Source organism: Paenibacillus sp. FSL F4-0097, from assembly GCF_038593125.1.
Taxonomy (GTDB): Bacteria; Bacillota; Bacilli; order Paenibacillales; family Paenibacillaceae; genus Paenibacillus_AQ; species Paenibacillus_AQ odorifer.
This window is the reverse complement of sequence record NZ_CP151965.1, coordinates 6,872,892-6,897,034: the sequence shown is the minus strand read 5'-3', so window position 1 is coordinate 6,897,034 and position 24,143 is coordinate 6,872,892. Positions and strand designations below refer to the sequence as shown.

Annotated in this window: 15 protein-coding genes and 1 pseudogene; 12 read left to right on the top strand and 4 right to left on the bottom strand. The window is 45.4% G+C overall.

Annotation, left to right across the window (positions count from 1 at the left end):
* The first annotated feature begins 346 nt into the window (after positions 1-346).
* The 4 genes from MHH86_RS30900 to MHH86_RS30885 all read left to right on the top strand — a co-directional run bounded on the left by MHH86_RS30900 (position 347) and on the right by MHH86_RS30885 (position 9,886).
* Positions 347-895: a cupin domain-containing protein gene (locus MHH86_RS30900; protein WP_036677840.1), complete on the top strand. Its 549-nt coding sequence runs from the start codon at positions 347-349 to the stop codon at positions 893-895.
* 152 nt (positions 896-1,047) lie between these two features.
* Complete coding sequence (locus MHH86_RS30895; RefSeq protein WP_342479582.1) at positions 1,048-4,713, top strand: stalk domain-containing protein; 3,666 nt, start codon at positions 1,048-1,050, stop codon at positions 4,711-4,713.
* Between the two features lie 111 nt (positions 4,714-4,824).
* Positions 4,825-5,223 carry a hypothetical protein gene (locus MHH86_RS30890; protein WP_076140575.1) on the top strand — a complete coding sequence of 133 codons (399 nt, stop codon included), beginning with the start codon at positions 4,825-4,827 and terminating at the stop codon, positions 5,221-5,223.
* A 304-nt stretch (positions 5,224-5,527) separates the two neighbouring features.
* On the top strand, positions 5,528-9,886 hold the full coding sequence (locus MHH86_RS30885; RefSeq protein ID WP_179088372.1) for an AAA family ATPase: 4,359 nt from the start codon (positions 5,528-5,530) through the stop codon (positions 9,884-9,886).
* 329 nt (positions 9,887-10,215) lie between these two features.
* Here the strand turns inward: MHH86_RS30885 and MHH86_RS30880 are convergent, their stop codons facing one another.
* The gene (locus MHH86_RS30880) at positions 10,216-11,133 is read right to left on the bottom strand and encodes an AraC family transcriptional regulator (RefSeq protein WP_036681034.1); all 918 of its coding nucleotides are present in this window, start codon (positions 11,131-11,133) and stop codon (positions 10,216-10,218) included.
* 145 nt (positions 11,134-11,278) lie between these two features.
* Between MHH86_RS30880 and MHH86_RS30875 the strand changes: the two genes are divergently transcribed.
* On the top strand, positions 11,279-12,403 hold the full coding sequence (locus MHH86_RS30875) for a serine hydrolase (protein ID WP_081383629.1): 1,125 nt from the start codon (positions 11,279-11,281) through the stop codon (positions 12,401-12,403).
* A 323-nt stretch (positions 12,404-12,726) separates the two neighbouring features.
* Here the strand turns inward: MHH86_RS30875 and MHH86_RS30870 are convergent, their stop codons facing one another.
* Positions 12,727-14,121, bottom strand: coding sequence for an S-layer homology domain-containing protein (locus MHH86_RS30870; protein ID WP_342479581.1), 1,395 nt, complete (start codon positions 14,119-14,121; stop codon positions 12,727-12,729).
* A gap of 97 nt (positions 14,122-14,218) precedes the next feature.
* On the bottom strand, positions 14,219-14,350 hold the full coding sequence (locus tag MHH86_RS30865) for a hypothetical protein (RefSeq protein ID WP_256715920.1): 132 nt from the start codon (positions 14,348-14,350) through the stop codon (positions 14,219-14,221).
* Positions 14,351-14,546: 196 nt separating this feature from the next.
* On the opposite strand from MHH86_RS30865, the gene MHH86_RS30860 reads away from it, so the two are divergent.
* From MHH86_RS30860 to MHH86_RS30850, 3 genes and pseudogenes are all read left to right on the top strand, one after another.
* Entirely contained in the window at positions 14,547-14,870 is a 324-nt protein-coding gene (locus MHH86_RS30860) for a DUF2834 domain-containing protein (RefSeq protein ID WP_036682419.1), read from the top strand.
* A gap of 292 nt (positions 14,871-15,162) precedes the next feature.
* Positions 15,163-17,406, top strand: a complete 2,244-nt coding sequence (locus tag MHH86_RS30855) for a U32 family peptidase (protein ID WP_076140582.1) — start codon at positions 15,163-15,165, stop codon at positions 17,404-17,406.
* 230 nt (positions 17,407-17,636) lie between these two features.
* Positions 17,637-17,969 (top strand): annotated as a pseudogene (locus MHH86_RS30850) (ATP-binding cassette domain-containing protein); the annotation flags it as partial.
* Between the two features lie 147 nt (positions 17,970-18,116).
* Here the strand turns inward: MHH86_RS30850 and MHH86_RS30845 are convergent.
* Complete coding sequence (locus MHH86_RS30845) at positions 18,117-18,587, bottom strand: pyridoxamine 5'-phosphate oxidase family protein (RefSeq protein WP_036682406.1); 471 nt, start codon at positions 18,585-18,587, stop codon at positions 18,117-18,119.
* Between the two features lie 316 nt (positions 18,588-18,903).
* Between MHH86_RS30845 and MHH86_RS30840 the strand changes: the two genes are divergently transcribed.
* From MHH86_RS30840 to MHH86_RS30825, 4 genes are all read left to right on the top strand, one after another.
* A complete protein-coding gene (locus tag MHH86_RS30840) occupies positions 18,904-21,795 on the top strand; it encodes an S-layer homology domain-containing protein (protein WP_076140584.1) in 2,892 nt (963 codons plus the stop codon).
* 135 nt (positions 21,796-21,930) lie between these two features.
* The gene (locus MHH86_RS30835) at positions 21,931-22,887 is read left to right on the top strand and encodes a zinc-binding alcohol dehydrogenase family protein (protein WP_036682403.1); all 957 of its coding nucleotides are present in this window, start codon (positions 21,931-21,933) and stop codon (positions 22,885-22,887) included.
* A gap of 1 nt (position 22,888) precedes the next feature.
* Positions 22,889-23,323 (top strand): MarR family winged helix-turn-helix transcriptional regulator, encoded by a 435-nt coding sequence (locus MHH86_RS30830; protein ID WP_036682401.1) that lies wholly within the window; start codon positions 22,889-22,891, stop codon positions 23,321-23,323.
* Positions 23,324-23,574: 251 nt separating this feature from the next.
* The gene (locus MHH86_RS30825; RefSeq protein WP_036682399.1) at positions 23,575-24,108 is read left to right on the top strand and encodes a YceI family protein; all 534 of its coding nucleotides are present in this window, start codon (positions 23,575-23,577) and stop codon (positions 24,106-24,108) included.
* Positions 24,109-24,143 lie beyond the last annotated feature (35 nt).

Here is a 24,143-nt window from a genome sequence, read left to right as displayed (position 1 = left end):
GATTTAAACTATTTCAGAGTGGTCTCAAGAGATGGCGGATGAATTTCAGCTGTGTTAGAACAGACATTAAGGTGTGATATTTAATTCGAATCAAATGCAGATGATGAAGACCTGCGGGAAGAACTTTGTGAGTGCTGCCATTTTTTGATTTGAACTGTGCGCGGTGCTTATCGTTCACCCCCTCCTTTTTACTGTGTACTCCTTTCGTAGGACTTAAACCTTTTATTATTCGACTATGATGTTTAAACAGAGTCGAATGATAGAAGGTTTTTTTGCATGAAGACAATCAATATTGAAGCATCTAAGCATCTAGTTTTGGTAAATAATCAACAAGGAGCGAACATGAATGGAACAAACGGTTAAGAATAAAGTCACAGGAGAACAAATTACTTTTCTAGAAACGGCAAAGGACACGGAGGGAGAGTATTTATTAATCGAAGTTGCACTGCCTCCATTTGGCAAAGGTCCACCTTTGCATATTCATGATCAGCTTGAAGAGCAATTCGAAGTAATTACAGGTAAGCTCACCGTAACTTTAGGTAAAACAGAGCATGTGTTAGAAGCGGGAGACCGCCGTATTGCCCCACTTAAAACGTCACATACCTTTGCGAACGAGCATGAAGAGCCAGTTGTATTCCGCGTCCGGCTAACGCCGCCAAGCAAGTTCGAGCAATCGGTTCGCATTCATTACGGGCTCATGGACGATAGATTAACAGATGAAAAGGGCAAACCCAAGTCACTTGCCCATACCGCTTTCGTTTTAACACTACAAAACACCCTAATCGTGGGTATTCCCTTCTGGTTACAACGTTCTCTCTTTAAATTCATTATTAAACGAGCCCGTAAAAAAGGAGTTTATGAAGTTCTGAAAAAGTATACAGGAGAGGTGCTGTAAGGAGAATTAATCGTTCATTTCTCACACAATCTTATAGAATACTACTTTCGTAGGACTACAAACTATTATATTTCTCACTATAATGTCCAGAGGAAGTCGAATTATAGTTGTTTTTTTGTTGCTTTGATTTTATCGGGTGAAGGGGGATCAATGTGAGGAAAGTATATCGTCGTTTAATAGTTGCTGTTATGAGTTTCACATTAATTGGAGGTACAGCCGCAGGGGCTGCCGGCATTCAAAGTGAGCTGTACCTGGGTGACAGCCATGAGGCTCTTTCAAAAGTAACAGTATTTGCAGGAAGTGGTGAATTTGACGATTGGGATGGAGCGGCATCAGAGGCTTCTTTTCGTATGCCTCAGGGAATCGCTGTCTTGAAGGATGGTTCTGTGCTTGTGGCAGACACCCGGAATCATCTCATCCGTCAAGTGAAGAATGGAGAGGTTTCTACCTATGCGGGCTTAATGCTTGACGGGGAAGACTACGGAACTCCTGAGGGAGCTTGGCACGATGGTGCTAAAGAAGATGCTGTGTTCAACGGTCCTTCGGGCATGGATACGGATTTGGAAGGTAATATATACATAGCAGATACCGAAAATCATCGGATACGAAAAATATCTAAGGATGGGATGGTAACAACGGTTGCCGGTGATGGCATAATCGGCAATGAAGACGGTATAGGTAATGAAGCGGGATTCTATCATCCCCAGGATGTGGCTGTCGCTGCAGATGGAACCTTGTATGTTGCGGATACGTTAAATCATTTAATCCGGCAAATAACAGCGGATGGTCAAGTGACTACACTTAACGCTGCATCTGATCGAGTCGTCGAGGTGATTGGCGGCTATGCTGTTCCTGCAGGTGATTATGCAGATGGAGAGCTTTCAACCGCCAAGTTTAATGATCCTACCAGCATTGCGATCGACCATAAAGGCAACTTATATGTAAGTGATACGGGCAATCGAGTAATTCGCTATATTGATCTGGCCAAGCGTACAGTGACAACCGCGGCGGGTTTGCCTGCGGGGGAGGAGCCTGTGTATGCGAATGGTAGCCTGTATGCCGAAGGTGGTTATGCGGATGGTGCCGCTACACAGGCACGCTTTCAGTCTCCTAGAGGAATCGTCGTAACAAAGGATGGGGGACTAGTCATTGCCGATAGCTTGAACCACACGATTCGTTATCTTGTTGACGGGTATGTGAGTACAATTGCTGGTGTACCTGCTCAGTTTGGTCAAGTAGATGGCATTAACGGTCATAATCTGCTCCATAATCCGACAGATGTAGCGGTTCTGCCAAATGGCGGCTTGCTCATTGCGGACAGCTATAACAATAAAATCCGTGAGCTTGAGTATTACCAGCTTCCAACCAATTTGCCCCACAATGATCAGGTGAAGGTTGTGATCAATGATACCGTGATCAGACTTGACGTGCAGCCCGAAATTGTGAAGGGGCGCACAATGGTGCCCGTGAGAGCTTTAAGCGAAATGCTGGGCTATAAGGTTGGATTGTTGGATAACCAGCGTACCATTGAATTGACAAAGGGAGACGTAAGTATCAGGCTGCAAATGGAGAGTAAAGTGATTTCCATTAACAATGCCGAGACGGGTGCAGAAGAGCAGCGAGAGATTGAGACAGCGCCATATAACAAAGATGGCCGTTCCTATGTTCCGATCCGATTTTTCAGTGAGGCATTTGGAGCAGATGTACAATGGGATTCGAACACGAGGACGGTAATTTTACGGGAAATCGCGGAAGCGGTCGAGAAGCTGCCTGCAGCAGATCGCAAGTCGCGTGTGACGGTAATCGAACAGATTAAAGGAACGGTCTGGATCAATCAGGCGGGCGGTTCATTGACTTACCGGGCCTATAATGGCATGAATCTTCATCAAGGTGATCATATTCTTACGGAAAAAAATACGAGCGCGATATTAAGGACGGCCGATCGTGGGGATGAAATTACGATAAGCGAAAACTCGGAGCTGTACATTTCAAACTTAAGTGATGCGTCCCGTGTAAAGCACACGAGCTTTATGTTATGGAGCGGGCTAGCTGCGGCCAATGTGTCCTCACTGGTAAGTGCCAAGGATACCTTCAACATCCTTACGCCGACGGCTGTGACTGATGTTCGAGGCACGAATTTTATGGTGGGTATCAATCCGGTTACGTTGTTTCCGATGATTACTGTAAACAGCGGTCTAGTTCAGGGAAGCGGCAACGGAACTAGTCAGGATCCAGCCCTCCTCGTATATCCTGGGCAGCAACTGAGCTTAAATCCAGGATTAGATTCGCAAACGCCCAATGTGCCTTATGTGGTTGATCTTTCCGGTCTCGTTAATCAAGCTTCACCTGCTGTTATCGAAGCCATATTAAAGGCTAAGCAAAAAATAGAGCAGGAAAATGAGGAGATGCTGGAGAGGTTTAGAAATCAAGCCCCAGGGTCTATCCCTAGCGGAAATCCGGGTGGCTTGTCTCCAGACGATCTGGATCGATACCAAAATAATTTAGATAATCTTCTTCCTAATATTTTAAAGCAGGCTCGTGATCAGAATTTAATAGGACCAGAACAATTGCAGGCACTTATCGATGAGGCCAATAAGCAATCCGGTAAAAAGATCGATTTGAATAATGTCCTGCCGCTTCAATTATCGGATGAGGAAAAGCAGCAGCAGGCAAGGCAGAAGCAATTGGAGGAAGAACAAAAAAGACTGCTGGAGGAGCAAAATAAGCAGCGTCTACTAGACGCACAGAAGCAGGCCCTAATAGATAAGCTTCTAGCTGCAAAAGTACTGCAAGAGCAGGAGAATAAGAAGAAACTTGAAGAAGCCGGTAAACAATCGGAGGAAAAGTTGATGCAACGACTTTTGGATGCTGAGAAGAAAAGATTTGAGGAGCTGAAAAAATTTTTGGAGCAGATGAAGAAGCTGCAAGAACAAGCTCAGCGGCCGCCAACACCGACGACACCATCAGGACTATCGGGATTGACACCGACGCCGACACCGACGCCAACACCGACGCCGACGCCAACACCGACACCGACGCCAACACCGACACCGACGCCAACACCGACGCCGACGCCAACACCGACACCGACGCCAACACCGACACCGACGCCAACACCGACGCCGACGCCAACACCGACACCGACGCCAACACCGACACCGACGCCAACACCGACACCGACGCCAACACCGACGCCGACGCCAACACCGACACCGACGCCAACACCGACGCCAACACCAACACCGACGCCAACACCAACACCAACGAATACTGCTCCTGAGGCGGTTAAACCAATATCTAATCAAATGGTAAATTCTAATGCGCCATTTGAAATCGATATGAGCGAGGTTTTCCATGATGCGGATGGTGATTCGTTAACATTCACAGCCCGTTCGAGTGATACGGCAGTTGTAGAGGTAGATGTGGAAGGAGCTAGCATGCGCATTAGCCCAACTGGTTTCGGTTCAACAGAAATTCATATAACGGCCAATGACGGTAAAGGCGGACTAACTACAGCCTCCTTCCGTTTCGCGTACTATGGGGAGATACAGAATATGAGGTCTGAAGTTCAGCCTCATTTCATTGAGCTCTATTGGAATGAGTATGGGGAAGAGGGGATCAACTATCACGTTTATATGAATGAGGAGCTGATCGAAACCACCCCAACCACCCATGTTTCACTTAGGAATCTTAATCCGGAGACGGTGTATAATCTGCGTGTAATTGCGGTTACTCGCGATGAAAAGATCATAGCGTTATCCGATTATTCGGTAACGACACTTCCTATCTACTTTGAGCCTATACCAAGTGACGGCTGATTCAATTACCGTATGTGGAACAAATAAATAAGCAGCTTTTTTGGAGGACTTTACGCTCCTATCATTTGTCTATGTTGTTTAGATAAAGCGAAATGATAGGAGACTTTTTATATGGAGACGACCAAGAGGCTTCTATTAATATTGGTGGCTTCTAGCGATGAAGAATTCTTTATGCGTAAGGACAAAAGAATGATGACAAGGAAAAGTAGGAAATTAGCAATAATGTTATTGATTATCCTTTTTATAATAGGAGGTATTTCGGGAAGCGTAGAATTTGGCGGCATATCGACTGTTGCAGCCGCTACAAACATCTCCGGTCAAGATGGAATTGGGTATAGTGGCTCCATTCTTGGGGATGAAGTGTTAGGAAGAACATTTACTGGATATCAGGCATGGCCAAGCGGATTTATAAAAGGATCTTCTGCCTTTGCCGGCGGTGTCTATGACGGAACTAACACAAGGTCGAAGCGGGAATCGGTTCGAACCGGAGTCGGAGGCCACACGGGCTGAGGAGGCGGTACTTATATTACGGTTGCTTCAACAGAAATAGTCAGGCGAATGCATGTGTTTTTGCCAATAGTTTCGCTGAGCTGAACCCTATAAGGCACCCGGACCGGGTGTCTTTTTTTCGTGCGCCCATAGTATATTTGAGTTAACTTACAGGGGGGGAATTAAAACTAATGGACTCCAAAAGCATCATAGATTAATATTTATAATAAACTTATCTTCCTAACCAAAGAGATCAGGACCTTTCGAACCATCTATAACTCAAAACTTAACTTATATTTTAGGTAGGTGCGTACGATTGTCGGCTATGATTAAGAAACTAAAAGATTACATAAAGGAGCCTCCTATAGAGATTGAAGGCTTCATTGAGCTCTCCATCCCATTGACGGAATTGGTGCTCCGTGAGCATCAAGAGAATGGGATGATCGGATGCTTGAGCCCCGTTAACATCAGTATTCAATGGGATGAAAAGACGGCGCGCATGATAAAGATCGGGGTAGGTAATGCTGCTTATCGGTCTCCTGAGCAATCAGGACGGATTAATCGTGTGCCGGATGAACGCAGCGATCTATACGCAGTAGGCGTTATTTTTTATGAGCTGTTCACCGGACAACTGCCTTTTCTTCCTGAAGACGGTGAAGATTGGAGTACTGTACATATTAGCAGGAAGCCTCAGCTTCATAATCGGTTGGAGGGAGAAGGGCCGCTGCAAAATATTTTGATGAAGTTACTTGCCAAATCTCCGGAGGATCGGTACCAGAGCGCTTACGGGTTACTTGAGGATCTGAAGTGGTGTCGGGACATGCTGAATAAACAAGGATCGCTGACGCCCTTCGAAGTAGGCCGCCTAGACCAAATTCGTTCGCTAGGTCGAACCGATAATTGGTACGGGCGCAGCGCTGTAGTAGAGCAAGTGGAGGCCAAACTTGAGCAGGCGGCTCAAGGGATGAGCGTATTTTCATGGGTGAGCGGCCAGGAGGGCATTGGCAAAACGACGCTCGTTCGCAGATTACAGTTAAAGGTCGCTCGGCGTGGAGGCATGTTTGTTGAAGGGAGAGCAGAACCTCTTCAGCAAACTGCACCGTATGAACCGATTCTTCAAGCTTTGCGACAATGGGTGGATCAGCTGTGGAGCGAGCCGGCAGATGTCATTTCACAGCTTAAAATAAAGCTGCAGGCGGAGTTTGGACGAGATGTGAGGGAAATCGTCACTATTTTGCCCGAGATTCATTCGCTGTTTGGAACCGAGACGGAGGTATCGGCTGCCGTGGACGAAGAAAATGGCTGGGATCGTGCCAGAGATCATCTGCCACATCTCATGCAATGCATGGCCGAATGCAAGCCCCCGCTTGTCCTGTTTATTGATAACCTGGAATGGGCCGACCATGGAACGCATGCGGTACTTGACTCCCTTGTGAAGCATACGGTACCCGGTTTGTTCCTGATTGGAACGAGCCGGATGACAGTTGAGCAAGCTCCCACTTTGGGAGAACCTAATTCGAATCACTTCCCAGAGATTACCTGGTTAGTTGAGAGATGGCGTACCAATTCGGAGGAAATAGTGGCCCTCCTGCCACTGACATACGAAGAGGTGAGCCAATATGTCTCCGATGCCTTGCATGAAAATTCTGCTCGTATTCGTCTTCTGGCCAGATCTGTCTATAATCAAAGCGGTGGTAACCCTCGGGCGATACGTCTGATACTAGAAGGCTGGCTGCAAGAGAAAAAACTCAGCTTTGACGATAATAGGCATCAGTGGTCATGGGATCCGGAAGTCATCCGGCAAATGGGCGATCCAGAAGCTCACCTCCGTCTGATGGAGGTGAGCTTCACTAAGCTATCGAACGATACAAAGCAGCTTCTAGCCATGGCTGCCGCGATTGGCTCTGCTTTCCGATTGTCGATTCTTGCCAAAGCATGCGACATGGTGCCGGATGCCGCTTTCCATGGGCTACAAGAGGTAGAGGCAGAAGGAATCATCTATCGTGAGGATGAGCAGGAAGACAGACAGGATCGAATCTATTTGTTCGTCCATGAGTTCATTCACCGAATGGCATATGATTTCGATTCAGGCCGCAACGCGGACAGGCACCGTAGGATCGGGCAACTGCTACAGCGCAGCTTTCCCAATTGGAGTGATAATACGACGCTGACGGCAATTGATCACTTGAACCTAGCCGCATCGGTTCTGTCAGGGCAAGAGGCTCGGCAGCTGATTGAGCATAATCTTCAAGCGGGAAAAAAGGCATTAGCTGATGGGCGCTATGTAAAAGGGAAAGAATATGCGGAGAATGGGATTCGCCTATTAACGGAATACAAAGAGCTCGAATCGGGCGAGCTCAATGTTCAACTGCAGTTGGTGTTAGCATGGACGGAGTATATGGGCGGACAACCCGACCGGGCGAGAGTACTATTATCGGATTTAAATAAGAACACCAAGGGGATGAGCCGATCGAAGCGTTCTCGCATATGGGTGCCCTTGATTCAATTTTACGCGTTTGTGGACAATGAGGCGGTAATTGCAATCGGAAAAGAAGCGCTGGAGGCTTATGGATGGAAGCTTCAGGAGAATAGCTCCTTGTTGTCCATCGCCAAGGAAGTGACTCGGACAGGGCTTATGTTGTATCGAAAACGCAATAAGTCTTATCTGTTGTCCGACGCTCTTGATGAAGAGCATACGGAGTTAAGCCTGTTATTAGTGCAACTATTTTTCCCTCTCTTTATGCATGACGCCAGAGCGCTGCTGGAATTGTATGCTCGGTTTATCCGTTACGGGCTTCAGAAAGGGTTAAATGAGTCACTTGCCGTCATGATCGGAGGATACGAGCTGATCATACAGAGGGTGCTTCCAAACTGTGTTCAAGCGCCTTCAATCACCGAACGGGTAATTTTGGAAATGGGTAATGTCTCCAAGTTCAGGAACCAACATTCAATTAATTTTGCGATTGGAATGTTTAAGCAAATGGACAAGCCATCGGATGCTTTCATCATGATGTATAAGTCGATGCGCCAAGGGGTAGAGAGCAGAGAAAGAGATTTCGCCAATCTGGCCCTGATTACCTGTCTCGTGACGTACAGCGGTGACCTGGATACTTTAAAGGAACTACTCCAGTATTATGAGGAGAATATGCGACAGTTCGCCAATGACAAGACACAGGAAATAGTACGAATCGCAGAGAGCTACGTGTTAGCACTGCAGGACGAATCCAAGAGGGAAGACTCCATTTCCACTCCGCAGCCTCCGTCAAGCGGCACTTCGAAGCAACAGGAAGTGGATAACTATGATTGTGTCTGCAGGCTAGAAGTGGCCTACTTGTCGGGTAATTATGAGGACGCGTTGTACTGGGCGAAGCAGGCAAGGCAGAACGAGCTGTCACTGGATTGGACAAGAATTCGCAAGCACCGCTTTTATGAGAGTTTGAGCTTAACCGCTATATTTTTGGAGAAAAACGAGGAAGAACGCAAGCAGATACGGCAAGTTATACGTCGTCAATTACGTAAAATGAAAAGCTGGCGAGGATTTCTAGGCAAGACGTCCTCCGCATATCTGCTAATGAAAGCGGAGGACGAACGAATGGCTGGAAATCCGATGGCTGCGGTACACGGATATATGGCTGCGATTGGGCAGGCAAGAGCTGAGAAATACGCTTTATTAGAAGGGATCGCCTGCGAACGGCTTGCAATCTGCTATAAAGATGACTTAAGTAGCGGGTCCGGTGCAATGATTAACATGATGGATGCCTGTGCCGCTTTCGCTGAATGGGGTATCACCTCCAAGGTAGCCCAAATCAAAGGTAAATATGCCGATCTGTTGGTTTACCCAGCTGCCAGGCAGCATGAGGAGCAGATCTTGGGGCAGGACGTGGAAAGCGACCGTAAGCGCATGGACATGCCACAGCTGAATACTTCAGTGGAAGGCAGGAAGGAGGCGAGGGAAGGTGAGTATGAGCTTGTGCGACAACTCATTGAGGGGGTTAGCAAGCCGAAGCAGACTAACTGGATGACAAGTCTGCTGGAAGCAGCGCTTCGCCAGTCTGGCGCCGATTGGGGTCTCTTGTTGAGCCGCCAAGGGGAGAGGTTTGCTATTGAAGCAGGCGGATCAGATCGGTCGGATAAGCAAACGGTATCCGGATTGTATGCAGAGAGCGTCTTGAGTCATACTGCGTTGACAGGTAAGCCGCTAATTCTCTATGATGCGATTCGGAGTTTTTGGGTGAAGGATTATTATATTGAAGCACAGCAGCCCAGATCGATATTGTGTCTGCCGATCGCGGTTCCGGGTGATCAAGCTTCCTATTTACTCTACTTGGAAAATCGGCAATTACCAGGTGTGTTTACGGATCGGGACGTACAGGTGTTAGAGCTTATCGCGACGCGGATGATCTATGTCGAGCTGCTGGAGGGCGAAGTTGGAAGTGCCGTAGAAAATATCTCGTTGCCTGTCCCAAGTCCCGATCAAACGGAGCTGAGTGATCCACTGACCGACCGGGAGTACGAAATCTTAATAAACATTACAGAAGGGCTATCGAACCGAGAGATTGGCGAGCGGCTCGGTATTGCTGAAACGACGGTCAAGACGCATGTATCGAGAATCATCGGCAAGCTTGGTGTGAAGCGCCGGGGTCAAGCCGTTGTCCGTGCCAGGGAGCTGCGATTGATAGAGTGACGAACAAGGAAGCGAGCCTTTAAGGGGCTCTTCTTTTCGTTTTTTTTGAGGTGTACGGTCTGGAATATCTTGAAGTAGAGTCGGATAGATGGAAGTGATCCCTGTTAAATCCTTTGGCGAAGCCGGCCGTCAGCTGTCGGGAAAGAGTATCCACTTCGCGTGCCCTTAAAATTTCGCCTTTAGAGTGTTACGGGGAACCTTATCATAAGTAGGGGGAAAAGTTTGACGTGAAGTCCTTGCTGGCAGTGGAACGAGAGGGCGTTCAGCTAACGAGAAAGTTCAAATAAAAATCTATATAAAAAGATGTGTCTGATACATCAGAAGCTTGCTTAATTTAGTTTGATCGGGATACCGAATTCCATTTCGCACTGTCCATCCGGATGGTGAAGGGAGTTGGGGAAGTAAATCTCCAGGGCCGGACGTGAAACATCCCATATATATGGGCTTAGGGGAAGCCACTCGATGGAGACCAGGTGCAGCAGATCTTTCACCATATCCAGTCTGTCTGTTATCCGCACAATGGCGTACTTGCCTCCAGGAATCGTCCGGATGCCCAGATCGCCAGTCGGCGTCATCTGTTGCTCCGTTGTAATGCAAGCATCATACCTGTGTCTGCCATCCGGCGTGATGAAAGGGTCGTCGAGGATGAGTCCGACCGTCAGACATCCTTTTTTCAGTGCTTCTCTCGCGTCCAACCACGAGGCTACCCGCTCAAAGAGCCCTGTAATGTCCGAATTGATTGTTCCTTCATTGATGGTTCCCCTATACCGCGCGTAGATAGCATTCATTGGAGCAAGGTTCCGAATCTCAATCGGGAGTTCCGCCAGCTTGCGGGACAGTTCGGTGGACTTTTCAAAGGTGAATCGGGCCCTGAACCGTTCCGCAATCGTCTGGAGAGGAAACCTGTCCCGGCATTCGGAAGCGCTCAGCCCGGTATGCTCACGGAACACTCTGCAAAAGTGGGCCGGGGTTTGCAGACCACAATCCAAGGCGATATCAGTTATGCTCCGGTTTGGGTGGAACAACAGTAGCTTGATTGCCTTCTCGATGCGGATCCGCCGGGTAAACCCGTGCACGTTCTCGCCCATCACCACTTTGAACACCCGATGGAAGTGAAAGGGGGAGAAGGCGGCCATGTCCGAGACTTCTTTAAGGGTTAATGGATTCGTAAGATGCTCCTCCATATAGTTGACGACATGGTTGACCCGGTATCGGTATTCCAATTCCAACGCTTTTGCTGCCACCATTCGTTTCACCGTCCCCCCTTATTTTCATTATTGATTCAATCCTATCTCTATTATAGCAAGAATTGTTAATCAGTTAGCAAGAAATTGGAAGATGATACGCGCCCATTACACTACCATAAGGGAAGAAAGAAGATAACCTTAAAGGATGTGTTCATGTATGACCGAAATATTCCGTTATGCCAAGCTGGCCATGTTGGCAGGGGCAGCTAGCCTGATCCTTACCATGTCCGCTTGCTCTTCCGAAAAGTCCTTAGCCCCTGTGGTGTCCCCCAGCAACTCTAAGGTGATCAACTTGCCCAACGGGGAGTGGCCGATCGGCACTCCAGAGCAGGTTAAGATGGATCCCAAGGAAGTCGAAGCAGTGATGCAATATGCCAAGGAATCGCCGGTTCTCTCCATGCTCGTTGTTAAGGACGGTACAATTGTCTCCGAGTATTACAAGGACGGCATGTCGGATTCCAAGCTGGCTATAAACTCGGTCACCAAGAGCGTGACATCGCTCTTGATCGGGATAGCTATCGACAAAGGTTATCTGAAAGGAATAAATGAGCCGATAGAGCCATTTTTCCCCGAATATAAGGAGTTGTTCAATTCAACCGATAAGAGATCCATTACATTAGAGCACTTGCTCAGCATGACAAGTGGCTTGCATTTCCCGGAATGGACTGATTGGAATTATATGATCCAGCCTATGACGGAGACCAAGGACTGGAACCAATTTGTACTCAGCCAACCGATGGATTCTAGGCCAGGTGAAATATGGAACTACAATACAGGCGGTTCCCAACTAATGGCGGCAATTCTTAGGAAAACGACTGGGCAATCCGAACTCGATTTTGCCAAGGAGCATCTGTTGGGTCCTCTCGGAATTGATAGCATGAAGTGGCCCCGTTCACCGGACGATTCGAATTCAGGGGGCTTCGGCCTGAAGATGAAGCCAAGGGATCTGGCCAAGATTGGCCAATTGGTGCTTAACCGTGGCGTATGGGATGGCAAGCGCATCGTCTCGGAAGCATGGATCCGGGAATCGACCTCTCGGCATTCGGAGGGAAATGTGTTTTTCGGCGAATATGGCCACCATTGGTGGATGAATCAGTACGGCGGGCACAAGGCAGTTTTCGGTTTGGGTTATGCCGGCCAATATCTGACCATTGTTCCCGACCTGAATCTAGTGATCGTCGTGAACTCGGCTGCCACCGGGAATCCCCAGGATACCACCCTTCCTATCCAGTTTATCGAGAGCTTGGTTAAAGCGGTGAAGAACAAATAGAGGATATAGTCCTAGCCTACCGCTGTTTTATTGAACTCCAACCAACGTTGAAATTCGAATGTATACACAATTAAAGGGCACCCACACGAATGCCCTTTAAGGGGGAAACCTATGACAAGGATGCCTGGGGAGAATCCTCCCTCTGCCCGGTAAGAAAGAAAATGCCGCTTCAGCTATCGCGGTGAACCTTATCATAAGTATGGCGAAATAAATCCGTGGCAGGCGTTGTCCCCAGGTATCGTCATCCCAATCGAACCTAAAGAAGAAAATAGCGGCGTAGGGATCATCTCCCTTACGCCGCTACTATTCTAGTTTAATTCATTTTATTCCAACAAATCGTTAACGACAGCTTGGAGCTGATTGCTGTTAGTTAAAGAAAACGGCGGGTTATATTCGTATCTGTGATCATGGGCATACCCAATAGCTTCTATGACTTGGTCTAAGTTGTTAGTGGTTACTCCCGTTATCCCTGCAACGGCAAATGTCGTTGCGTCAGGCTTAGGGGCATATCCAGGATCCCAAAAGTAATTACTGATCTCTGTCAACGCTAGTCCAGCACGAACTTCATTAACTATCGCTTGGATTTCAGTTACGGTCCATGGAGATTTCGCGTCCGCGCTCAATGCATAATCAATATAGATTAAGTTCGACTGAGTGACACCTGTTACTCCAGCAATGTCAAATATGGATTCGTCAGGCGCATCGACATTTGGCTCTGGCTGGCCATAGTAAGCATTAATCGCTTCCAACGCGGCTTGTGCAGTCATTGGTGTTGGTGTTGGTGTTGGTGTTGGTGTTGGTGTTGGTGTTGGTGTTGGTGTTGGTGTTGGTGTTGGTGTTGGTGTTGGTGTTGGTGTTGGTGTTGGTGTTGGTGTTGGTGTTGGTGTTGGTGTTGGTGTTGGTGTTGGTGTTGGTGTTGGTGTTGGTGTTGGTGTTGGTGTTGCTGTTGGTGTTGGTGTTGGTGTTGGTACTGGTGTTGGTACTGGTGTTGGTACTGGTATTGGTGCTGGTGTTGCTGCTGGTACTGGTGTTGGCGTCGCTGTTGGTACTGGTGTTGGCGTTGCTGTTGTTCCTGATGCTTCAGCTTTAGCTTTAGCTTTGTCTATAGCTTCTGTTACTGAATAAGATCCGACTACAAGATCGGCGCGAGTAGCAAGCTTGGCTCCATTGTTGCCTACATCAAACCCGCTCGCCTTGGCAACATCTAAGTAACCCTGGTACCATGGAGTCGTCGTTTGCACCTCGGATTTTTTACCAAACCCCTTAACTAGCATTGTAGCAAGCTGCCCAGTAGTTACGTTATCCTTTGGTGCAAATGTGTTGTCCGTCATGCCATCAATGATTCCAGCTTTTTTTGCCGCTTCAATAAACGGAATTGACCAACTCGAAGAAGCATCCGAACCATCTACATCTTTAAAGGACGAAGTGGCTTCTGTCCCGACGGTTAAGTTGAAAATTTTAGCTACAAGTTTAGCAGATTCCGCACGCGTCATGTTTCCAGTAATATCAAATTTATCGGTGCCATTACCTTCCATGTATCCCTTGGCTAGCAATGCATCAATTTTGGCAAGAAGAGCCGCATCCAGACCTGCTAAATCTGGGAAATCTTTAGAAGTCTTTGTAGGTGGTGAAGTAACTTCTGCTGCAGAAACCACACTTGGAATGAGTAAGCAAGCTACTAACGATAGAAGAATCCATTTTGAAACTTTCCTTTTCATAGAATACGCTCCTTAATTTATTTTTTTAGATGTAAATCTGACGTAAGGTTTATATCGGCATTTATTTCAATTTTAAATAGATTTTGAGGAAAATAATCTACACCCGGATATCAAGGCTGGCTTGGTCAGCAGATTTTTTGCAAAGCTCGGATTCAGCATAATCAACCATGCCGGGTTTCAAAAAATGATAATTGTCCTTGATTAAGAAGTAGCTTTCACCGATATTCATCTCATGGCATGCTACTCCTACGATATCGCCGTTTTCCTCCCAGCTGCCGATCCGGTGCGTTCACGAGTGATTGGAGTAAGGATGCGTGTGCCTTAATCATAAACGGTCGTCCATAGCCGTATCATAAATAGCGGCAAATTTTTTGGAAAATCGCGCTGCGGGCTTTTTGGAATTACAAAATAATGGAGGGGTATAAATGAAGTATTTTTACGGAGTATTATCTTTTTTGGGACTCGTCTTGCCCTATTCGCAATTCATCCCTTGGGTCGTGCGCAACGGCCTCGATTTGGGTCTCCTATTTGAAGCCATAATCAGTACGCGTATCGGAGCTTTTGCATGGATGGATGTTTTAGTTACCGCGATCGTGCTTATCGGATTCATTCTGTTAGAAGGTACCAGAAAGAGAATGAAATATTTATGGCTGCCGATTGCAGGTACGCTACTGGTAGGTCCTTCACTGGGTCTTCCCTTGTTTTTGTTTCTTCGACAATTACACATGGAGAAAAACATTTTAAAATAACATCATTCTGTTTTAGTATGAAGACTTGCCGTTCGTGACGCTAATGATGAGAAGATACGCGTGGCGAAAAATGTACTTAAAGAATTATTATGTGATACGTCCCTCATAGCAAATGAGGTCATTTAAAACAAGCGCACAAGCCATTGGCTTGTGCGTTTTGCTGCAGCTTAAGTATAGTTCTTATTTTATGATTAATGGTAATAGTCTGAAATTTGAGGCGTAACAAAAAATATCTTTAATAAAGAATTTCGCTTTAACTAGCGTACAATTTATGGGTCATAAGGAGGAAGAAATGACTGAATTACTAGCTCCAGCAGGAAATATGGAAGCTTTAAAAGCTGCAATTTCTAATGGTTGTGATGCAATATACTTAGGAATGCAAAAATTTGGTGCACGTGCATACTCGTCTAATTTTGATTTAGAAACGTTAAAAGAGGCGGTTACGTATGCGCACCTGAGGAACGTTAAAATCTATGTTGCTATGAATACCATCGTTTTCGAAAACGAAGTTGAAGAGATGAAAGTGCAGATACAGGAATTAAATGAAATCGGTGTTGATGGTATTATCGTCCAGGACCTGATTGCTTTTGATTATATCGTTAAAAACTTTGTTGATATGGAAGCACATTGTTCAACTCAAATGGGAATAGATGATCTAGACGGAACTTTATTATTTAAAGAACTTGGTGCGAAAAGAGTTGTTCTGTCCCGTGAGGTCAAGATTGAAAAAGTAAAAGAGATCAAAAGAATAGCTGAAATCCCTTTAGAAATTTTCGTTCACGGTGCTTTATGTGTATCTTATTCGGGAAATTGTCTAATGTCAGGATTGCTCGGCAATCGATGCGCAAATCGCGGAAGATGTGTGGGTTCATGCCGTAAGGAGTATGAACTAATCGATAAGACAACAGATACATCTTTAGGTAAAAGCTATATTCTATCTACTAAGGACTTAAACACCATCGATTATATCCATGATTTAAAAGAAATCGATTCTTTAAAAATAGAAGGCCGAATGAAGGCGCCTACGTATGTTGCTAATGTTGTATCCAAATATCGTAAGGCCTTAGATCATAAAATAACCGAAGAAGACAAAGAAAATCTGAAAAAAACATTCAATAGAACATTTACTAAAGGGTATTTGTTTCACGAAGACAGGAGAAATATTACAAATATCTTAAAACCTAATAACTTTGGTTATGAAATTGGAACAATCAGCAAGATTGTTAAAGATAGGTATGAAATAACACTTACACGTCCTTTAAATCAGAACGATACCATTCGAATAAGTCACAACAATGAAGATGTTAATTTAACGGTTGCAAAACTGTACGATAAAGAGGGCGAATTAATCAACAAAGCAGAGGATGTCTGCTATATCAAAATCAAAGAAAAGATGTCTACGGGAGATTTAGTATATAAAACGAAGGATTATTTCTATAACAAAGAATTAGAAGCATCACTGGAAAAAGAATTTAAGCGGTTTAACCTCGATATTAGAGTGTATGCACGTCCAGATTCAAAGCTTGTCATAGATGCGGAGGGCTTAGGCTGTCATTATTCATATGAAAGCGAGGAAATACTAGGCGAAGCCATTAATAATCCAACAACAAAAGACCAGGTAATCAAGCAATTTTCAAGATTAAATGATACGATATTCGAACTTAATCATGTGGATTTTGAGGAATGCAATGCTTTTATTCCAGCTAAACTGTTAAATGCAGCAAGAAGAGATATTGTACTGGGCTTATATGACTTAAGGCTTAACAGCCAGAAGAAAAGAACCAAGGCTTTGGAAGCAAAAGAAAAAATAAGCTTTGCCCCTGAAAAACCATACTTTACGGCCTCTGTAACGACTAAGGAGCAGTATGATGCTTGCGTGAGCTGTGGAATTAAGGAAATCTATTATAAAAACGTTGTTAGAAGAAATCAGGATGATTACAAGGAAAAAGAAGGGCAGCTACTAATCGGAGGATATGGCGGAATTTATCACTACAGAGAAACTAATCCGTTTGTTACGGACTATTCTCTAAATGTTGTTAATACTATTAGTTGCTATGAATTATATAAATTAGGTGCAAAACGAGTCACTTTATCTTATGAACTGAATAAGAGCCAAATTGAAGATTTAATGAATGCCTATGTTAAAGAAAATGACGGCTATCCTGCACTGGAAATGATTGTATATGGCAGGGCTCCTTTGATGTTTACGAAATATTGTCCGATGAAAAAAATGAATCAATGCAGAATTTGCAAAACGAAGAGCTATGAGTTAAAAGATGAGCACGGAACGTTCCCTATCATTTCCCATAATGATTGTACAACGACTATTCTTAATGGGAAGACGCTTAATCTTTTAGATGAGCTACACAACATCAAAGGAATCGAGGCGCTCAGATTAAACTTCACAGTTGAATCAAAAGGGCAGGTTGTGGAAGTCATTAATATGGCGTCAGGCAAATTAAATGGCTCTATGAATAATGCTGTCTTTAATCAGGAAACAGACACAAGAGGACATTTTAATAAAGAGATTGTGTAGGTAGCCAAAGGGATGACGCTGTCTTCCTTGCTAATCGTTCAGCTTAACATAAAAGAATCGAGTAGGAGGGGGCGGCGAGCCCCCGGCCTCTCACACCACCGTACGTACCGTTCGGTATACGGCGGTTCATGAAATATTCCGTAAGGAGTTGTATCTGTCCAATACACTCTTTAATCCATTGGATTCCCAATATTGGTTATTCAATGCACGTTGTAGAATTGGACTCCCCGCAATTCGCTACTAAGTTGCTGGCAGAGTTGGGTCTGGGCTCGAAGTTAAAAAGTCTTCCAGGGGAGCTGTCAGGTGGGGAGAAGCAGCGGACAGCGATCGCTCGTGCTTTAATTAATAACCCCAATGTCATCTTGGCGGATGAGCCGACAGCAAGTTTGGATACCAAGCGCGCCCATGAAGTAGTCAGTCTAATTGCGCAAGAGGTGAAGTCACGCCAGAAAGCGGCGATTATGGTTACCCACGATGAGCGTATGCTTGAATATTGCGACAAGGTATACCGGATGGAAGATGGGAAATTGTCGTTAGCTGAATCGTTAAGATCAGGGGTGTAACCAAGTTTCGTTCATAGATGTTGCGGTAACCTTATCATAAGTAACGACGAAAAAAGGGAGTATGCGCACACTCCCTTTGGAGCTAACATTGAATATTATCAAATGTCTACTTTAGATTAATCCAATAAGGCGAACCACTCAGACCACTTAATTTGCCGTCTTATTGATAAAATCAATCTCATTTCTGATCCCTTTATGGGCGTCATTCCACAGGCCCTTTGTCAGGCGAATGCGCAGCAGGCATGTGTTAGGATCTTCGTCGTTATTGGCTTCGTTATACCAATCGGCGAATATAGTGCGCAACTTAGTCATCATCTCGGCGTTATTCTCGTCACATACCCAGCCCAGGTTCTCACCGATACCATCGGCCGTAAAGTTTTCGACGATGATACAAACGGCGACTTCGGGGTTCTGGGCGATCTGCCGCATTTTGCCTGAGGTCGCATAAGTGACGGTGTAGAACGCGCCGTCCTCATAATAGGCGTCCACTATGCGGGCGGCGGGACGGCTTATACCATTGGTCCCGGGTTCCAGCGCGATGGTAGACAGAGTAATCAGGCCGTCCTTGTTACCCACTTGTTCTTCCAGCAGCTTCATGGCTTCGTCGTACTTGCTCATTATACTACCTCCTAAAATGTCATAAGGTATACATTGTTAAGCTTATCATTGTAAAATCTTAGTGCATGTGAAGAATAATACGATAAAAGATTAAATCGCCATCAATCCAAGCTTATACTCGATGGTCTTTTTTTTATGCCATTTAATCTCCAGTCTACAAATATATCTATTTTTTTTATGTAATAGACATTGTAAATTACCCTGGTCCTATTGTAGAATCAAGAAGTTGTCGAATAATGGTGTAAAATGCCATCCTTGGAACTCACTAGGACGACAGACTCATTGATATTTTTAGAGTAAGAAGGGGGAAGAAACAATGTTATTCCAAGCAGCACGCCGTAAACTCAGTCTGATGATTGTGTTTGCCCTATTAGTAAGCACTCTTACGCCACATATGGTGTTTGGTGAGGCCTCACAGTTCAAAGACATCACAGGCTCTTATGCGCAAAAGGAGATTCATTCATTAACTGAAGCAGGAATAATCTCAGGGTATGAAGATAACTCTTTTAAACCGAAAAAGGCTATGTCACGTGCCGAACTGGCGAAAATCATAGTCCTGTCGTTGGGTCTAGAAGCAAATGCTGATCAAGCCGCACCGTTTAAAGACGTTGCCGCGAACAGTTGGTATCGCGGTTATGTAGGTGCATTGGTAAAGGCAGGCATTACGGAGGGGACATCGGCGACCACCTTCAGTCCTAATGCAAATGTCACCCGTGAAGAGCTGGTCGTATTTTTCATCCGAGCTTTCGAATTGGATGAAACAGCGAAGAAGCTTCCGGTTGATAGCAAGCTGTCAGATATCTCAGAGGTGTCCGAATGGGCAAAAGCGCAAGTATCCCTTGCCTTTAAAAATGGTTTCATCAACGGGGTCCAAGGCAGTGACGGCACCCTGAAATTCAAACCCAAAGAGCATGCGGAGCGCCAAGCTCTGGCTCGTCTGGCTTATGAGTTCAAAACCAATAAGTCAGTATATGTCGAGAAATCCAAACAGCTCCTGGCTGAAGAGGTTAATAAGGGCAAGAGTCCTGAGGTAACACCGACTGCCACCCCGGCAACAACTGACCACGGGACATCTGTGACAGCACCAGCGCCGGGAGCTTCAGGTCCGGGAACGCCAGCATCGGCAACCCCAGCACCGGCAACCCCAGCACCAGTGACACCAACACCAGTGACACCAACACCGACATCGACACCGACACCGGCAACCCCGGCACCGGCAAATGCTCTCCAGGTTGTGGTGAAGGGGGAGAGTTCAGATGCCATTTATGTGGAAGAGCCAACAGAAGTTATATTCCGCTCATCGATTAATGCGGCAGGAACGGTAATCGCTAGTGTCTATCAAGTAGATGACAGCGGCAAAGTGATTTCCCAAATCATTTCGTTGTACGATGACGGTTTGGAAGCCCATGGAGACAGTCTTGAGGCAGACGGGCTGTACAGTGGCAAAGCAGTATTGACTGAAAGTACGGAGGGTTACATAAATCTGCAGGCGTTTGTGGGAGATGTGCCAAGCAGCACAGTTTTTAAATTATCTGTAATGAAGCATCTTACGGATGAACAGCTTGCACAAACGGAAATCATTGAAAATAATACACAGAGTAAGCTTGATCAACTGGCTACTTCATATGGTAATTTGCAAAAAGCAAAGGAAGAAACTGTGGCTTGGCTCCAAACCCAAGCAGAAGTAGAGCATGCTGGAATTTCGGGTGAAGGAGGAAGCATCTGGTATTTGCTGGACAACGGGATTCTAGGGGGGATATCCGCAGCTCCTGAGAATACAAAAGGGTTAAGCAGCACCGTAGAAGAGGCTGCGTCCAGTACTGCATTGGCGGCTGAGGCGCTAACGCAAAATGTGGAACAAACTGTAGCCACCATAGGAAGCCAGCGGGTTGCTGTAATTTCTCCGTTCTCCGGCACACTTCCATCTTCGACTGTTTATGACGCTGTATATCACAGCTTTGACCAGTCGAGTTACCCTTTCCTTGTGGAAAGAGTAAAGGACACCGCAGCGGGCGTGAATTTCTTTAAAGGACTGAATCAGTATGGCGTCGTGGTCTTGGATACCCACGGAGATACTTATTATGATGAAATAGTGCTACAGAAGCTCCATAATAAATACGGCATTGATTTCAAATACGCTGGACCGCAAGTCATGTTCCTGACAGGAGAAAAGGCAACGACAGAGAGCAAAAAGACCTATGAGTTGGACTTGAAAAAGGGAAGATTGGCTATTATATCCGGTTATTATGCTATTACACCGTCTTTTATTACACGGTACAACGATATGCTTCCTGATACCATCGTATATAATGGCAGCTGCCGCAGCGCGTACAACGATTCCATGGCAGATGCCTTCATCAACAATGGTGCTGGCACTTATTATGGATATACCGATTATGTAAAGCTTGCATATGATCAAGCTATTGCTAAATCCGTATTTACCGCTTTAAACGATGAGAACATGACAACCGAAAAAGCCTTTCAAGCAGCAGTGGCTGCCCATGGAGCAAACGATGGGTTGGCGGCATTCTTCATGAAAGGAAGCAGCATTGGCACTAAGACCGAAGGGGTCATCAACGGAACCTTTGAAAACGGAACTTGGACCGGCTGGAATGGAAACGGCGATGTTCGGGTGATCTCCAAGCTGGGACCGCTTAAACCGACAGAGGGGAACTACATGGCTATTATCAGCACTGGCCTTGGGTATGAAAACAATGATCAAGGAGGATATGACTACAATTCAGATAGTTATATCGAGCAAAGTTTCATTGTTCCAGCGGGTGCAACAACCCTATCGTTTGATTACAATTTCATTTCTGAGGAGCCTAAGGAATTCGTTGGAAGCAAATTCAATGACACCTTCAGAGCAACGGTAACTTCCAGTGTATACATTAATACGGCTTCCCTCATTACTTCTCACATGAATGGCGGCAATACAGTGACGTCCAGTGTCTATGGCAATGATTCTGTTATTATCGGGGCTGAATCGATTAATGAATCCACGGCCTATTGGATTGAAGAGAACAAAGTAGCGATTGATTTCTACGGCGGGGATCATACAACATACATGACGAATTGGAAGCATGTACAATTTGATGTAAGCCAATTTGCCGGCAAGGGCTCCATTGTCCTTCGGTTCCATGTTTGGGATCAAGGAGATAGTATCTACGATACGGCAGTACTAATCGATAATGTAATATTAAAGTAATCAAAAAACGGCTGGATCAGGGGAACCTGACCAGCCGTTTCTTTTGGAAATAAGCTAATGGACTTGCGTTCGGATATGGATTCCAAATAAAATGTGCATATTGCACATAATATGGGGTGGAAGAAGGGTGTAAATATGAAGGCAGCAATCGTAAAGGATAAGGGGACGATTCCCGTAATGGGTCATTGTGATTCCCCTGTTGGGACAGAGGGGCTAGTTATAATTAACGTTACGGCCACAGCCTTGAGTCGAGTTAGCAAGTTCCGTTCAATGGGTATGCACTACTCTTCTGAAGTTAACTTTCCAATTGTAGCCGGTATCGACGGTGTAGGAACTTTGAAAGATGGGTCTCGTGTTTACTTTGCGCTGCCTACTGCACCATATGGCAGTTTGGCTGAGCAAACAATCGTCAACGAAAAGCTGACTGTCCGTTTACCAGATGGTATTGATGATCTCACTGCTGCCGCTATCGCCAACCCTGCTATGTCGTCATGGGCTGCATTGGTATTTCGAGCTGGTTTTAAATCCGGTCAAACTGTATTGATTAATGGCGCTACTGGTGCATCCGGTAGTTTAGCAGTTCAGATTGCTAAGGGTCTGGGGGCCAAGAAGGTCATTGTAACAGGACGCAACGAATCGAAGTTGCAAGCACTTGAAGCTGATGAGGCTATTGCATTTGATATGACAGCCGACAACGGTCAAAAAATGTTTGAAAACGCCCTAATGCCAGTTATTGCTGAAGGTGTTGATGTTATATTGGATTATCTTTGGGGCGACAGCGCACTCGCTATCATGTCAGCTCTTGTTAAGGCGAAAACGGATCGTTCAACTCGTTTTGTAAGCATTGGAACTTCATCTGGCCAAGAAAGCATTCATTTACCTTCATCTCTTTTACGCTCATCAACAATCGAACTCGTAGGTAGCGGAGATAAGAGTGTTTCTAAAGCTGATATGCTATCTGCTGTTAGAGGTGTCTTTGAAATGGCTGCCGAGGGGAAGATAAAAATTACCACAAAAGAGTTCGCTCTAGAAGATATTGAAGAGGCTTGGAATGCCCCGCTAATGCCTCGTCCTGTTGTAAGGGTGAAATAAAATGGAAAACGATATTTTTAAAGCACTGATCGATTTAGTTTCCATTATCAATAGGCCAGACCGTGATAAGAAGATGATTGCTAATGCTGGCGTAAATTTGGAAGCAGCAACCTTTCGTGTCTTTGTGGGCATCGTGCATCTCCAACCGACTAGTGTTGGTGATTTGGCCGCCATGATGGGAAAAAACTATTCGAGTGTTAGCCGGCAAATTGATAAGTTAGAAAACGCGGGGTTGGTTCATACGTATCCATCAAGTGCAGATTCCCGCATTCGTGTGTCTGAATTGACGAAAAGCGGGGAGGAAATCAATGCAATGATTAGCCTCACCCGTGAACGCATTTTGCATGAAGCTTTGGATGACTGGACTCTAGAGGAAAAAAACAGCTTATTGAATAACTTAAGGCGTTTATTTGAATCGTTGCAAAGATTCGACTAGTTGCAGATTATGACTGTTCACACACAGCTCAATGTTTATTGCGATGGTGGATATTCGGGTAAAAGGAATTACGGATTCAATGGGGAACCATTCTGAAATCGGATTTACGAGGAAGCCGCAAAAATGCTAAAACGCTACTGACACAACGTTGTCAGTAGCGTTTTTGTATATTAGGGGTATAGCGAGTAGCGCAGTGTTTTGGAGATAGGGTGACCTTGCTCATAATCTTATTATAGAGGTGGAATTTATTCATGAGTAATATCAAATGGGAAGTGGATCCGGACCACAGCTCCGTCGAGTTTTCGGTGACGCATTTAATGATTAATAAAATCAAAGGAGTATTTGAGCGTTTCCAGGCTATCTTAAGTTTTGATCCCAACGAGTTAACAACTATGGGTATTCAGGCTTCCATAGACGCAAATAGTATCACAACTCGCCAAGCGCAACGAGATGAACATTTGAGGGGCGACGACTTCCTTCATGCTGCCAAGTATCCAACCATTGCGTTTCAAAGCACCAACTGCGTCTTTGCTGGTGAGCGGCAATATGAACTTACAGGCAATCTAACTCTGCATGGAGTAACCCAATCTGTTACTTTTCATACTGTATTTGAAGGACTAAACAAGGACCCACGCGGACGGGAACGTGTAGGATTTCATTCAACAGCCAGTATTGATCGTAATGAATTTGGTTTGAAATTCAACTCGCCTCTGGAAACCGGTGGAATTATAGTCGGAAATGAAGTGAGGATCGAGCTTTATATTGAGGCAATTAAAATACTGTGAACCGTATCACAAATTAATGTATTTTTACACCAAAC

Bases quoted from the DNA above. Each gene is read 5' to 3' on its own strand.
- MHH86_RS30900 (WP_036677840.1), top strand. From the start codon at position 347: ATGGAACAAACGGTTAAGAATAAAGTCACAGGAGAACAAATTACTTTT.
- MHH86_RS30890 (WP_076140575.1), top strand. From the start codon at position 4,825: ATGGAGACGACCAAGAGGCTTCTATTAATATTGGTGGCTTCTAGCGAT.
- MHH86_RS30885 (WP_179088372.1), top strand. From the start codon at position 5,528: ATGATTAAGAAACTAAAAGATTACATAAAGGAGCCTCCTATAGAGATT.
- MHH86_RS30880 (WP_036681034.1), bottom strand. From the start codon at position 11,133: ATGGTGGCAGCAAAAGCGTTGGAATTGGAATACCGATACCGGGTCAAC.
- MHH86_RS30875 (WP_081383629.1), top strand. From the start codon at position 11,279: ATGTGTTCATGTATGACCGAAATATTCCGTTATGCCAAGCTGGCCATG.
- MHH86_RS30870 (WP_342479581.1), bottom strand. From the start codon at position 14,121: ATGAAAAGGAAAGTTTCAAAATGGATTCTTCTATCGTTAGTAGCTTGC.
- MHH86_RS30865 (WP_256715920.1), bottom strand. From the start codon at position 14,350: ATGAATATCGGTGAAAGCTACTTCTTAATCAAGGACAATTATCATTTT.
- MHH86_RS30860 (WP_036682419.1), top strand. From the start codon at position 14,547: ATGAAGTATTTTTACGGAGTATTATCTTTTTTGGGACTCGTCTTGCCC.
- MHH86_RS30855 (WP_076140582.1), top strand. From the start codon at position 15,163: ATGACTGAATTACTAGCTCCAGCAGGAAATATGGAAGCTTTAAAAGCT.
- MHH86_RS30845 (WP_036682406.1), bottom strand. From the start codon at position 18,587: ATGAGCAAGTACGACGAAGCCATGAAGCTGCTGGAAGAACAAGTGGGT.
- MHH86_RS30840 (WP_076140584.1), top strand. From the start codon at position 18,904: ATGTTATTCCAAGCAGCACGCCGTAAACTCAGTCTGATGATTGTGTTT.
- MHH86_RS30835 (WP_036682403.1), top strand. From the start codon at position 21,931: ATGAAGGCAGCAATCGTAAAGGATAAGGGGACGATTCCCGTAATGGGT.
- MHH86_RS30830 (WP_036682401.1), top strand. From the start codon at position 22,889: ATGGAAAACGATATTTTTAAAGCACTGATCGATTTAGTTTCCATTATC.
- MHH86_RS30825 (WP_036682399.1), top strand. From the start codon at position 23,575: ATGAGTAATATCAAATGGGAAGTGGATCCGGACCACAGCTCCGTCGAG.